9 protein-coding genes are annotated in these 13,889 nt (G+C 66.9%); 6 read left to right on the plus strand and 3 right to left on the minus strand.

Features of this window, described 5'->3' with window-relative positions; all coding sequences use genetic code 11:
- Positions 1 to 113 precede the first annotated feature (113 nt).
- A complete protein-coding gene (locus tag OG858_RS35065) occupies positions 114 to 1,187 on the plus strand; it encodes a lytic polysaccharide monooxygenase auxiliary activity family 9 protein (RefSeq protein ID WP_319263845.1) in 1,074 nt (357 codons plus the stop codon).
- A 476-nt stretch (positions 1,188 to 1,663) separates the two neighbouring features.
- Here OG858_RS35065 and OG858_RS35070 read toward each other — a convergent pair whose 3' ends face one another.
- The 3 genes from OG858_RS35070 to tnpA form a co-directional block, all read right to left on the minus strand.
- Positions 1,664 to 5,461, minus strand: coding sequence for a GH92 family glycosyl hydrolase (locus OG858_RS35070; protein ID WP_328544077.1), 3,798 nt, complete (start codon positions 5,459 to 5,461; stop codon positions 1,664 to 1,666).
- A gap of 522 nt (positions 5,462 to 5,983) precedes the next feature.
- Positions 5,984 to 7,192, minus strand: coding sequence for an RNA-guided endonuclease InsQ/TnpB family protein (locus tag OG858_RS35075; protein ID WP_086748718.1), 1,209 nt, complete (start codon positions 7,190 to 7,192; stop codon positions 5,984 to 5,986).
- Complete coding sequence (gene tnpA / locus OG858_RS35080) at positions 7,189 to 7,599, minus strand: IS200/IS605 family transposase (protein WP_107482336.1); 411 nt, start codon at positions 7,597 to 7,599, stop codon at positions 7,189 to 7,191. The genes OG858_RS35075 and tnpA overlap by 4 nt, the downstream gene beginning before the upstream one ends.
- 175 nt (positions 7,600 to 7,774) lie before the next feature.
- On the opposite strand from tnpA, the gene ngcE reads away from it, so the two are divergent.
- The 5 genes from ngcE (at position 7,775) to OG858_RS35105 (ending at position 13,865) form a co-directional block, all read left to right on the plus strand.
- Positions 7,775 to 9,250 carry an N-acetylglucosamine/diacetylchitobiose ABC transporter substrate-binding protein gene (ngcE, locus tag OG858_RS35085; RefSeq protein ID WP_319064419.1) on the plus strand — a complete coding sequence of 492 codons (1,476 nt, stop codon included), beginning with the start codon at positions 7,775 to 7,777 and terminating at the stop codon, positions 9,248 to 9,250.
- An 85-nt stretch (positions 9,251 to 9,335) separates the two neighbouring features.
- The gene (locus OG858_RS35090; RefSeq protein ID WP_086748715.1) at positions 9,336 to 10,262 is read left to right on the plus strand and encodes a carbohydrate ABC transporter permease; all 927 of its coding nucleotides are present in this window, start codon (positions 9,336 to 9,338) and stop codon (positions 10,260 to 10,262) included.
- Between the two features lie 4 nt (positions 10,263 to 10,266).
- Positions 10,267 to 11,190 (plus strand): carbohydrate ABC transporter permease, encoded by a 924-nt coding sequence (locus OG858_RS35095; protein ID WP_086748714.1) that lies wholly within the window; start codon positions 10,267 to 10,269, stop codon positions 11,188 to 11,190.
- Between the two features lie 247 nt (positions 11,191 to 11,437).
- On the plus strand, positions 11,438 to 12,637 hold the full coding sequence (locus OG858_RS35100; RefSeq protein WP_086748713.1) for an ROK family transcriptional regulator: 1,200 nt from the start codon (positions 11,438 to 11,440) through the stop codon (positions 12,635 to 12,637).
- A 136-nt stretch (positions 12,638 to 12,773) separates the two neighbouring features.
- Positions 12,774 to 13,865: a sugar ABC transporter substrate-binding protein gene (locus OG858_RS35105; RefSeq protein ID WP_086748712.1), complete on the plus strand. Its 1,092-nt coding sequence runs from the start codon at positions 12,774 to 12,776 to the stop codon at positions 13,863 to 13,865.
- Positions 13,866 to 13,889 lie beyond the last annotated feature (24 nt).

A 13,889-nucleotide genomic window follows, 5' to 3' on the forward strand; every position in this document is an offset into this window, starting at 1 on the left:
CACCCCCCCCGGGCCCGCTCCCACCCGCACCATTCATCCGCACCCAGGCACCTTCCGCATCGGCACGCGCACGTTCCCCCACCTCCAAGCCGTACACGCAAGGAGCGTTTGTCATGCACGTGACAGATTTACGATTAAGGCTGCCCCGGCGCCACAGCGCACTCCTGCTCGTTCTGCTCGCCCTCGTGACCACGATCCCGGCGCTCGGCCTGGTCGTCGCGGCCGGCAGCGGCAAGGCGGAGGCGCACGGCACTCCGATGAAGCCCGGCAGCCGCACCTTCCTGTGCTGGCAGGACGGGCTGACCGACACCGGGGAGATCAAGCCGGTCAACCCGGCCTGTCGCTCCGCACACCAGGTGAGCGGGACGACCCCGTTCTACAACTGGTTCTCGGTGCTCCGCTCGGACGGCGCCGGCCGCACCCGAGGCTTCGTCCCGGACGGCCAGCTGTGCAGCGGCGGCAACACCAACTTCACCGGGTTCAACACCCCGAGCGCCGACTGGCCGTTGACGCATCTGACCTCAGGCGCGACCGTCGACTTCTCGTACAACGCGTGGGCGGCGCACCCGGGTTGGTTCTACGTCTACATCACCAAGGACGGCTTCGACCCGACGAAGACGCTCACCTGGAACGACTTGGAGGCGCAGCCGTTCCTGAGTGTCGACCACCCGCCGCTGAACGGCAGTCCGGGCACGGTCGAGGCCAACTACTCCTGGCGGGGCCAGCTCCCCGCGAACAAGTCGGGCCGCCACCTCGTCTACATGGTGTGGCAGCGCTCCGACAGCCAGGAGACCTTCTACTCCTGCTCCGACGTCGTCTTCGACGGCGGCAACGGTGAGGTGACCGGCATCAAGGAGCCCGGCAACCCCACCGAGCCGGTACCGGGCGAGTGCGCCGCGACTCGTCGTACGACGGGCAGCTGGACCGGCGGCTATCAGTCCGAGGTCGTCGTCACCAACACCGGCGACGTGCCGATGCTCGGCTGGATGGTCAACTGGACCCTGCCGACCGGGCAGAAGGTCGACAGCCTCTGGAGCGGCAGCGCGACCTACAGCGGACAGAACGTGATGGTGCACAACGCCAACTGGAACGGGGAGCTGGATCCCGGCGAAACCGCCACGTTCGGCTATGTGGTGCAGGGGTCGGGAGGTGATCCCGCGACGACACTGCCCTGCCGGGTGGGCTGAGGCGGTACCAGATACGCGGAACGGACCAGATCCGCGGAACGGACCAGATCCGCGGAACGGACCAGATCCGCGGAACGGGCCCGATCTGCAGAACCAGTGCGACTCGCAGCACCGGCCGGTCCGCACGACCAGCCCTGTGCGGGGGCCGGTGTTGAGCTCGGGGCGGACCGGGTGGGCAGGCGGTGCGTGCCCACCCGGTCCGCGAGCCGCGACCCGGTACGGGGGAGACCGGGCGCGGGGAAGTGCGGCTGAGGGGACCAAGTGACAGGACAACGTTGTCGAGTGGTCTGGACAAGACTCTATCGTTTCTGCGGGCAACCAAGTCAAGCCGGTCCGGGTCGAGTAGGTCACAGCACCCGTCCGCACCGAGGCACCCGGCGAGCCACGCCCCGGGTACCTGGCGAGCCACGCCCGGGGCACCCGGCGGTCATGGACCGCCGGGTGCCGGGTGCCGGGTACGGGTCTTCGTTCCGAGGTCAGGACAGCAGTTCCACCTCCGCGAGTGTCGCCGCGCCGTCGAGGACCAGTCGGTGGTGGTCGTACGCCTTCGGGACGGGGATCGAGAAGGCGCGGGTCTGGCGGTCCCAGGTGAAGGACTCACCGGAGCGCTTGTCCAGGGTCTGCCAGGTGGTGCCGTCGGTGGAGCCCTGGAGGGTCCAGCCGGTCGGGGCCCCGCTGCGGTCGGCGGACGTCAGCGTGTACTGAACCGCCCTGGTCCGGGCGGGAACCGGCAGGGGCAGCGTCTCCACGGACGCCTTCGTCGACGACGTGTCGTCGAAGAGTTCGCCGTCGCCCTCGATGGCGTCCGAGCGGGGTGCCGGCACCTTGCCGTTCTTCGTGATCGACACCGGGGCCGCGCTCTCGCCCGTGCCCCAACGGGACGGCTTCGGGCCCATGTCGAACGTCAGCACGCCGCCCTGGGAGATGACCGAGTGAGGCAGTGAGGTCGACGTCCATGCCTTGCCGTTGACCTTGAGGCCCTGCACGTACACGTTCCTCGCGCTGTTCTCCGGGGCCTCGACCACCAGGTCCCTGCCGTTCTCCAGATGGACGGTCGCCTTGGTGAACAGCGGGGAGCCGACGGCGTATTCGCCGCTGCCCATCACCAGCGGGTAGAAGCCGAGCGCGGAGAACAGGTACCAGGCGGACTGCTCGCCGTTGTCCTCGTCGCCGTGGTAGCCCTGGCCGATGGCGCTGCCGGCGTAGAGGCGGGAGAGCACCTCGCGGACCTTCTCCTGGGCCTTCCAGGGCTGACCGGCGGCGTCGTACATGTAGATCGCGTGGTGGGCGACCTGGTTGGAGTGGCCGTACATGCCCATGCGGACGTCACGGGCCTCGGTCATCTCGTGGATGACTCCGCCGTAGGAGCCGACGAAGTCGGGGGAGGCCGTCTCCGGGGTGGAGAAGTAGGTGTCCAGCTTCCCCGCCAGTCCGGCGCGACCGCCGTACAGGTTGGCCAGGCCCTTGCTGTCCTGCGGTGCGGTGAAGGCATAGCCCCAGCCGTTGGTCTCCGTGTAGTCGTGGCCCCATACGCGGGGGTCGTACTTCGCGGAGTCGAGCCGCCAGGCCCCGTCGCCGTCGCGGCCCTGGAAGAACCCGGCCTCCTTGTCGAACAACTGCACATAGTTCTGGGCCCTGTTGAGGAAGTAGGCGGACTCCTCCTCGTAGTGCTTCTCACCCGTCTTCCGGTACAGGGCCCGGCCCATCCGGGCGATGCCGTAGTCGTTGAGGTAGCCCTCCAGGGCCCAGGACAGGCCCTCGTGGGTGTCGGTGCCGGTATAGCCGAGGAAGGGCGAGGTGGCCATACCCTTGCGGCCGACGCCCGCTGAGGGCGGCACGACCGTGGCGTTCTTCAGGGCCGCCTCGTACGCCGACTTCGCGTCGAAGCCGACGCCCTTCACATACGCGTCCGCGAACGCCACGTCCGACGAGGTGCCGGTCATCAGGTCCGCGTAGCCGGGGGAGGACCAGCGGGAGGTCCAGCCGCCGTCCTTGTACTGCTGCACGAAACCGTCGACCATCGCACCCGCCTGATGGGGCGTCAGGAGCGAGTACGCGGGCCAGGTCGTCCGGTAGGTGTCCCAGAAGCCGTTGTTGACGTACACCTTGCCGTCGACGATCTTCGCGCCGGTGTGGGTCGGGGTGTCCTGGCCGGTCATGGGGGAGAAGGGCGAGGCGTACTTGTACGTCGAACCGACCTTCTCGAAGCCTGAGTTGGGGTACAGATACAGCCGGTAGAGGCTGGAGTACAGCGTGGTGAGCCGGTCGGGGGTCGCACCCTCGACCTCCACCTTCCCCAACAGGCGGTCCCACTGCGTTCGCGCCCGGTCCTTCACCGTCTCGAAGGACGTGCCGTCCGGGATCTCCTGGCGCAGGTTCTCCTTCGCCTGGCCGAGGCCGATGAGGGAGGTGGCCAGGCGGAGCGTCACCACTCGGTCCTCGCCCGCGTCGAAGCGGAGGTGGCCCTTCACACCGGTCGAGCCGCCGTCCGTGACCGGTGCGTCGAAGACCCCGTACACGAAGAGTCGGGTCGCGCCCGTCGAGAGCCCCGACTTCACATCCGAGAAGCCCGTGACGACCCCGGCGTCCTTGTCCAGGGTCAGGCCCGCCTGGTCCGTCACGTTGTCGAAGAGGACGCTCGCGTCGTCCCCGGGGTAGGTGAAGCGCAGCACCGCCGCGTGGTCGGTCGGTGCCATCTCGGCCTTGACGCCGTTCTCGAAGCGCACCCCGTAGTAGTACGGGCGGGCCGTCTCGTTCTCGTGCCGGAAGGGCAGCGCCCTTGCCGTGCGGCTCAGTTCGGGGGTGCCGGTGGCGGCGGAGGGCATCACCTGGAAGGTCTGCCGGTCGCCCATCCAGGGGCTCGGCTCATGACTAGCGCTGAGCGCCTGGACGGTCGGCAGGTTGTCCGCGTTGTTGGCCCGTGCGTAGTCGTACAGCCAGCTCAGCGAGCCCGCGTTGGTCACCGGCGTCCAGAAGTTGAAGCCATGGGGCACCGCCGTCGCGGGGAAATTGTTGCCGCGGGAGAAACCGCCGCTGGAATTCGTTCCCCTGGTGGTCACCGCGTAGTCGGAAAGATGCGTCTTCGGCCGCTCGGGCGCATGCACCCGCAGTGTCACGTCGTCGAGCCAGCCGCGGAACCTCGCCGGGCCCTTCGGGGAGTCGTAGGCCACCACGATCCGGTCCACGGTCCGGCCTGCGGCGACCGAGCCGATGCGTGAGACCACGTCGTTCCACTGGTTGACGTACAGCACCTTCGCCGCACCCTGTCCGCGCGGCGACAGCGGGAATCCATGGCTGTCCACCGCCCGCAGACCGCTGAGGGAGGTGCCGTCGGTGAAGACCAGGTCGACCGAGACGTTCGTGGCGGCGTAGTCCAGATCGCCGTCCGCCATCGACGGGAAGATCCGGTACGCCAGCTCGGTGTTCCGCTCGACGGCCACGTTCACGTCGAAGACCTTGTTGTACGAGTATGCCCGGCCGCCCGCCGTGTGCCGGCCCGCGTACCTGAGGGCCCGCTTGCCGGTGAAGCCCGCGCCGGCCTTCGCGGTCGCCGAGCCGCTCGGGCCCCGGTCGACCAGCGACAGCATCTCCTTCGGCGCGGGTGCCTGCCCGCCACCCGTGGAGAACTGCACATCGGCGAGCTGGGTGATCATCGAGGCGCCGTTGTTCCGGGTGATGTCGAGGCGGAGGTGCCGGTACTCGGCCGTCAGGTCGCCGGGAATGTCGTACGACTTCGTCCGGAACCGCCCCTCGAAGCTCTCGCCGGAGCGGGTGTCCAGGGTCCTCCACTCCTTGCCGTCGGTGGAGCCCTGGAGGGCCCAGTCCTTCGGGTCGCGGGTCTCGAAGTCGTTCGCCGAGGTCAGCGCGTAGGTCACCACCTTGGCCGGCCTGTCGAGGTCGAACTCGGCCCAGCCGGTGGGCTGGAAGGTGAGCCACTTGGTGCCGGACTCGCCGTCGACGAGGTTCTCCTTCACCTCCCCGCCGCTCGCGTTCTCGCCGCTGGCCCGGACGTCGGTGACGTGGTCGGTGATGTTGCCCGGGATGCCGGTGGTGTACCCGCCGTCGACACCGGAGGCCCGCGCGGAGCCGTCCGGTGCCGTGTCGACCGTGCTGAGCCAGTCCGGAGCCGGGTCGTCCGGTTCGAACGAGGAGCTGAACTCCCGCTCCCCGGCCGCCGGTCGGTCCGGTAACGCGACGGCCGCCCCCTGCGAGGCCACCACCAGAGCGAACGCGGCGGCGCCCAGCGCCGCCGTGGAACCCCGTCCGTGCCGCATCGGCGAGCACCCTCCCTACGTCCAGCAGACAGTTTTCGATCAAGAAATGATCGAAAGAGGACAACGTTGTCGACCGCTTAACGCAGGGACCAGTAGGGGTTGAAGTGACGAGTGATGTCAAGGGTGTTGAGTGCGCCATCCGGGTCGAATGGCGGGAATTTTCCGGTCAGGTGGCGCAGGGGCGCTCATATTTCCGAGAGGTCTCAACTCGGAAAAGACCGATGGTGAACCTTGCATTCGATCTTGCCCCTCTGGCGGGAAGTGGACTATACCTGTCGGCGTCCGCATAGTCGTCGCACAGCTGCGGGCAGGCGCTACCTGGGGGGAATTACCGGTGGTCGCGGACGTGTCCGCGCACCGACCGCCGTATTGGCCCTGTTGAATCCTCACGCACGACCCCAGTTTGAACCGACCGCGGTGCCGGGAGGATCCGGTTCACCGCCTGAGTCCTGGAGTGGAGGAGGCGAGGACTTGAGCGTGACTCCACCCATGCGCAAACGCGCGGGCTTCCTGCGGCAGTGGCTAGGCCACGTCGCAGCGGACCAGCCCGGCCCGGGTGAGGACGTTCGTTGCGCCGACGAGATCTGCGTTGGCCGCGAACCCGCATCTGACGCATTCGAACCTGGCTTGCGAAGCGCGGTTCTCCTTCGCGACGTGGCTGCAGGACAGGCAGGTGCGGGAGGTGTTGCGGGCGGTTACTTCGATCACGGTACGACTGGCGCTTTCAGCCTTGTTCGCCAAGATCGAAAGGAACTGTCCCCAACCCGCGTCGAGGATGCTGCGGTTCAGGCCCGCTTTGGCGGCGGCGCCGTTAGGGAGGAAGGAGCCGGGCGCTTCTGGGTCGGGCTTGGGCCTGGGCGTGCGGGTCATGCCCGCCGTGTTGAGCCGTTCGTGCGCGATCGCGTCGTGGTCCCGTACGAGGGCACGAGCGGTCTTGTGGTGGAAGTCGGCACGCTGTCGGCGGATCTTCGCGTGCAGCTTGGCCACGTGGCGGGCCGCGGCACGGTGGCACTTGGTGCGGTGCTTCGTCCGCCGGGGAAAGGTGGAGAGGTACTGCTGCGCTTCGGCCAGCTCCTCGGCCCCTTGGTCGAGGAACTTGGGGTTGGCGACGTGCCGGCCGCCGGAGGTGGTCAGGAAGTGCGTGGTGCCCATGTCGATGCCGACGACCGCGCCCGTGGCGGGCAGGGGCTCGGAGGGCACGTCATCACAGGAAAGGACGATGTACCAGCGGTTGCCCTCGCGCTTGACCGCGATCGTCTTCACTCGGCCCTTGACAGGCCGGTGCTGGTGTACCCGGACGTGCCCGACACCCTGCAACCGGACGCGGGTCTGCGGATCGTGCGGAGTGGAGTCCCAGCGGCAGCCATCACCGTCCTTCGGGAAGATGGCAGTGTCGAAGTGCCCGACCCCCTTGAACCGCGGGTACCCGGGCGTTCTGCCGCTCTTCACGCGCCGGAAGAATGCGGTGAACGCTTTGTCCAGGCGGCGCAGGGTGGCCTGCTGGGACGAGAACGACCAACGCCCCTGGCGCCCGGGGTCGAACGCTCGGATCGCCTTCAGTTGCGCCGACTGTTCCCCGTACTTGATGCTCGTCCTCGATGCGTGCCGGTAGGCGTCCCGGCGTTCCTGAAGCGCGCCGTTGTAGAGCGAGCAGTGATCCCGCAGCATCTCGCTCAGCGCGACCATCTGACGGACCGTGGGGCGCAGCAGGAACTTGTACGCGCGGATCATGAGCCCTCCCCCTTCTTCCGGGGGCGTTCCCACTGGCTGTCGATGTACCGCTGTACCGTCTCGGCGCTGATCGCGCCGACCGAGGCAGCGAAGTACGACGACGACCACAGCGTCGGAAGCTTCGAGCGAAGGTGCGGGAACTCCTCGCGCAGCACGCGGGAAGTGAACCCCTTGAGCTGGTTGGCGACATACGAGGCCGACGACTTCGGGTCGTGCTTGACGAACAGGTGGACGTGGTCAGGCATCACCTCGAGTGCCACGATCTCCCATTCCCGTTCGTCGGCCTTCTGCCGGATCAGCTCGTCCAGACGTGCCGCGACCCGTCCACCGAGAACCGGACGGCGGTACTTCGGGCACCACACCACATGCAGCCCGAGGTCGCACACACCGCCGGATAACCGGCGAATCTTCCTCCTCGCTACCACATCGTGAATATATAGGCGCTGTCTGTAGATGAACCTTCTGGTCCCTGGACCTCACGCGTACGTGTGAGGTAGCTGCCCCGGTTGACGCCAGGCCGCCCCGAAGGGGCCTTCGATTCCTCCACCGGCCAAAGCCGGTGGTCCCCTCGAAGGAGATCTGATGGGATCCACTACCGCTGAGAACAACGGCCCCGAGGGCGTCGGCAGCACCACCCCCGAAGGTGTCGGCCGCCGCGATCTGATCAAGCGTTCCGCCGCGCTCGGCCTGATCACCGTCCCGACGATGAGCTTCCTGTCCGCGTGCGCCAGCAGTGGCGGAGGCGGCGAGGAGAAAGCCGAGGCGGGCGAGAAAACGGCGAAGAACCCCCTGGGTGTCAACGAGGGCACGCGGATGGAGTTCGTCCTCTTCGACGGCGGCTTCGGCAAGGAGTACGCCGAGGACGCCGTGAAGATCTACGAGAAGAACTTCCCCAAGGCGAGCGTGAAGTTCTCCGCCACCCAGAAGATCCAGTCCACGCTCCAGCCCCGCTTCAACCAGGGCACGCCGCCGGACCTGATCGACAACTCGGGCGCCGAGCAGATGGACATGGGCGTCCTGGTCGGCAAGAAGCAGCTCGCCGACCTCACCCCGCTCCTCGACGCCCCGTCCTATGACGACCCGGACAAGAAGGTCCGCGACACCCTGCGCCCAGGGATCGTGGAGATGGGCCAGTTCGACGGCGACCCCGTCTGGATCATGTACTACGCCTACACGGTGTACGGCGTCTGGTACTCCCAAAAAGCCCTGGACTCGCTCGACGAGGAGTACCCCGAGACCTGGGACCAGATGCTCGCGGTCTGCGAGAAGGCCAAGAAGAAGGACATGGCGGGCTGGACGTACGCGGGCAAGTACCCGTACTACATCCCCTTCTCCCTCTACCCGATGATCGGCAAGGTGGGCGGTCGAGAGGTCCTCGACTCGATCGACAACCTGGAGCCGAACGCCTGGAAGCATCCGGCGGTCAAGGCCTGCTTCGATGCCTACTACGAGCTCTACGCGAAGGGCTACATCCTCCAGGGCACCCCCGGTCTGGACCACATCCAGTCGCAGACCGCCTGGGCCGAGGGCAAGGCGCTGTTCATCCCGAACGGCTCCTGGGTGGAGAACGAGTCCGCGAAGGTCATCCCGGCCGACTTCGATCTGGCCGTCTCCGCGCCCACCGGTATCGACAGCTCGGACAAGATGCCCTTCGGCACCATCTGGGCCTCCGGTGGCGAGCCCTTCATCGTCCCGGCCAAGGCGACGAACGGTGCGGGCGGCATGGAGCAGCTGCGCATCATGCTCAGCGAGGCGTCCTCCAAGAACTTCACCAGCAAGGTCAAGTCGCTGACCGCGTACAACGGCGGCACCGACGGCATCACCCTCACTCCCGGTCTTAAGTCCGGGGTTGCGGCCCTGGAACTGGCCGGCGACAACGTGGTGAACCCACGCATCCAGGACTGGTACGTGCAGTTGCAGAAGGAACAGATCGGTGTGGCGGGGCTCGGCGAGATGATGGCCGGCCGACTCACCCCGGCCGAGGCAATCAAGAAGATCCAGGGCTTTGCCGACGCGGCGGCCAAGGACTCGTCGATCAAGCACTACAAGCACCAGTGAGGAATCGTCATCAGGGCCTGTCCGTGGCGTACAGCCCGGACGGGCCCTGGCGGCTGGGTCCGCGCGCAGATCGGGGTCGGTGGTAATGCAGCACGGCAAGTACCGGTTCATCATGGGGTTTCTGGCAGTGCCCCTCGGGCTATACGCACTTTTCGTCGTCTGGCCGTTCATCCAGTCCATCTATTACTCGTTCACGGACTGGACCGGGCTGAGCCCCGAATTCAAGATGGTCGGTTTCGGAAATTACGAGCGGATGCTCGACGACGCGATCTTCTGGAAGTCCTTGCAGCACAGTCTTCTGTTTGCGCTGGTGCTGCCGGTTATCACGATCGGTCTCGCGTTGTTCTTCGCCTTCATGATCAATGTGGGGGGACGCCACCGGAGGGGCGGTCCGGTCGTCACAGGTGTTCGCGGCTCGTCCTTCTACAAGATCGTCTATTTCTTTCCGCAGGTGCTCTCGATCGCGATCGTGGCGTTGTTGTTCGCCTTCGCGTACAACCCCGACAGCGGCGCGATCAACTCGATCCTGCGCGGCATCGGGCTCGACAGCATCCAGCCGCTGTGGCTGGGCGACCCCGACCTCGCCCTGTGGGCGGTGATGGCGGTCCTCGTCTGGTCCACGGTCGGTTTCTTCGTGGTCCTCTTCTCGGCGGGCATGGCCTCCATCCCGACGGAGATGTACGAGGCCGCGCTGCTCGACGGGGCGAGCCGCGCCACCACCTTCTTCCGGATCACCCTGCCCTTGCTGTGGGACACAGTGCAGTCCGGCTGGATCTACGTGGGCATCCTCGCCCTCGGCGCGGAGTCGTTCGCGGTCGTGCAGATCATGACGACCGGGCCCGGAGGCCCGGACTACTCGACCACCGTCATGGTCCTCTACGTGTACCAGAAGGCGTTCCGCGACGGGCAGGCCGCCTACGCCACTACGATCGGCGTCGCCCTGCTCGTCGTCACGCTGGCCTTCGCCGCCGTCGTGATGCGGCTGGGCCGACGCGAGCGGCTGGAGTACTGAGCTGATGAAGACGACCGAGACCCCCGCCCCCGTACCGGCCGAGTCCGGTGCGCCCGTCGTCAAGGTCGACGGCACGGCCGGGCCGCGCCGCAGCGAGAAGAAGGAGGGCGTCACCCTCAACGTCTTCTCGCACGCGATCCTGATCATCTGGGCGATCATGGTCGTGATGCCGTTGCTGTGGGCGGTGATGACATCCTTCAAGGACGACCGCTCCATCTTCTCCTCACCCTGGTCGCTGCCGGACGAGCTGCACTTCGACAACTGGTCGCGAGCCTGGACCGAAGCCAACATGAGCGACTACTTCCTCAACACCATCCTGGTGGTGGGGGGGTCGCTCATCGGCACCCTGGTGTTCGGTTCGATGGCGGCGTACGTTCTGGCCCGCTTCGACTTCCCGGGCAACCGGTTCATCTACTTCCTGTTCATCGGCGGGATGAGCTTCCCGATCATGCTGGCGCTGGTGCCGCTGTTCTACGTCGTGAACAACATGGGCCTGCTGAACACGATCCACGGTCTGATCCTGGTCTACATCGCGTATTCGCTGCCCTTCACGGTGTTCTTCCTGACGGCGTTCTTCCGCACGCTGCCGACGTCGGTGGCGGAGGCGGCCTTCGTGGACGGCGCCTCCCACACGAGGACGTTCTTCCAGATCATGATGCCGATGGCCAAGCCGGGCCTGATCAGCGTCGGCATCTTCAACTTCCTCGGCCAGTGGAACCAGTACATGCTCCCTACGGTCCTCAACACCGACCCGGACAAGCGCGTCCTCACCCAGGGTTTGGTCCAGCTGGCCGTCAGCCAGGGATACAAGGGCGACTGGTCCGGACTTTTCGCCGGCCTGGTGATGGCGATGCTTCCAGTGCTGGCCGCGTACATCGTGTTCCAGCGGCAGGTCGTGCAGGGGCTGACCGCCGGAGCGCTGAAGTAGCGCGGTGGGGCCGACCGACACGGCCCCACCCCGGTCCCCCGAGTGACCCGTTCCGGGACCTCAAGTAGCCGCAGAGTGACATTTAGTGGTCATTCGGTGGTCTCAGTTTCCGTCAAGGACTTGACTGCGGTAACCCGTTCAGCGGAGCTTGGAGTTCACAACTTGTAAGTGACCCGGTTCCGCTGCTGTGACCTGGGTCACGGGCGGCGTGCGGGCCGCCCAGCCTGGGACGGGAGTGGATGAGTCGATGGAGACTCCGGGATCGCAGTCGTCGCTGCACCGAGCAAATCTCGAGCGCGTCGTACGGGCGGTGCGGCTGGCCGGGTCGCTCACTCAGGCGGAGATCGCCAGGACGACCGGCCTGTCCGCGGCCACGGTCTCCAACATCGTGCGCGAGCTGAAGGACGGTGGAACCGTCGAGGTCACGCCCACGTCGGCGGGCGGCCGCCGGGCGCGCGCGGTCTCGCTCAGCGGTGACGCCGGGATCGTGATCGGCGTGGACTTCGGGCACACGCATTTGCGCGTCGCGATAGGGAATCTCGCCCATCAGGTGCTCGCCGAGGAGGCCGAGCCGCTGGACGTGGACGCCTCCTCGACCCAGGGGTTCGACCGGGCGGAGCAGCTGGTCACCCGGTTGATCGAGGCCATCGGTGTGGATCCTACGAAGATCGCGGGTGTGGGTCTCGGCGTGCCGGGACCGATCGACGTGGAGTCGGGGTCGCTCGGCTCCACCGCCATTCTGCCGGGCTGGACCGGCACCAAGCCCGCCGCCGAGATGCGCGACCGCCTCGGTGTGACGGTGCACGTGGACAACGACGCCAACCTCGGCGCCCTCGGTGAGCTGGTCTGGGGCAGTGGCCGGGGGGTTCGGGACCTGGCGTACATCAAGGTGTCCAGTGGTGTTGGTGCCGGGCTGGTGATCGATGGCAAGATCTACAGGGGCCCGGGTGGCACGGCGGGAGAAATCGGGCATATTACTCTTGATGAATCCGGTCCTGTCTGCCGCTGCGGCAACCGCGGCTGCCTGGAGACCTTCGCGGCCGCGCGCTATGTGCTCCCGCTCCTCCAGTCCAGTCACGGCACCGACCTGACCATGGAAGGGGTCGTACGGTTGGCGAGGGACGGGGACCCGGGCTGCCGTCGGGTGATCGCCGACGTCGGCCGACACATCGGAAGTGGAGTCGCCAATCTCTGCAATCTGTTGAACCCGAGCCGTGTGGTCCTCGGTGGCGATCTCGCCGAGGCCGGGGAGCTGGTGCTCGGTCCCATAAGGGAGTCGGTCGGCCGGTACGCGATCCCGAGTGCCGCACGTCAACTCTCAGTGCTGCCAGGGGCACTTGGCGGCCGTGCCGAGGTCCTCGGGGCCCTGGCCCTGGCCCTCAGCGAGATGGGTGATTCGACCCTTTTGGACGGAACCCTCTCCGCAGCAACCCCTGCCTTCACTTAGAGAACGAAACACGCCGTTGCCAACCCGTTAAGGATTTACTTCTTGACGTCGCACGTGTGGCCGAGTTGACTTCCAGCCACCTCGGCCGCAGTGCTGCGGCCCGTGTCAGGGAGGCACAACCCAAATGAACGCAACGATGCGTAGAGTCGCGATCGGCGCCACCGCGATCTCGCTGGCGCTGTCCGTGGCCGCCTGTGGCAAGGCCGGCGACGACAAGGACTCGGACAGCGGCAGCGACAACGGCTCGGACAGCAAGTCGATCGGTCTGCTCCTGCCCGACTCGGTCACCGCGCGCTACGAGAAGTTCGACAAGCCTTACTTCGAGGCCAAGGTCAAGGAACTCTGCGACGACTGCGACGTCCAGTACGCGAACGCCGCGGCCGACCCGAACAAGCAGGCTCAGCAGATGAGCACCATGGTGACCAAGGGCGTCAAGGTCATCGTCGTCTCCGCCCAGGACTCCGCCGCCATCAAGTCCTCCATCCAGGCCGCGGTGGACAAGGGCGTCAAGGTCGTCGCCTACGACCGTCTCGCTCAGGGCCCGGTCTCGGCCTACGTCTCCTTCGACAACGTCAAGGTCGGCGAGCTGCAGGGCCAGGCGCTCCTCGACGCCCTCGGCGACAAGGCGACCCCCAAGGCCAAGGTCGTCATGATCAACGGCGACGACGCCGACCCGAACGCCGGTCAGTTCAAGGAGGGCGCGCACAAGGCCCTCGACGGCAAGGTCGACATCGCCTACGAGCAGTCCGGCCTCTGGAAGGACACCGTCGCCGCCGAGAAGATGTCCGCGGCGATCACCCAGCTGGGCGCCAAGAACATCGCGGGCGTCTACGCCGCCAACGACGGCATGGCCGGTGGCATCGCCAACACCCTCAAGGGTGCGAAGATCAGCAACATCCCGCTGACCGGTCAGGACGCAGAGCTTGCGGCCATCCAGCGGATCGTCGCCGGCACGCAGTCCTCCACGGTCTACAAGGCCTACAAGCCGGAGGCCGACACGGCCGCCGAGCTGGCGGTCAACCTGCTGGAGGGCAAGGACATCAAGTCCCTGGCCGACACCGAGGTGACCAGCGGCTCCGGCGACAAGGTCCAGGCGAAGCTGCTGACCCCGGTCTCGGTGACCAAGGAGAACATCAAGGACACGGTGGTGAAGGACGGCCTGTACACGGTCGCCGACATCTGCACCGCCGAGTACGCCAAGGCGTGCAAGTCCGCCGGTCTGGAGTAGTCACTCCGGCCCGCTGAGCCTGTC

The organism is Streptomyces europaeiscabiei (genome assembly GCF_036346855.1).
Lineage (GTDB): Bacteria > Actinomycetota > Actinomycetes > Streptomycetales > Streptomycetaceae > Streptomyces > Streptomyces europaeiscabiei.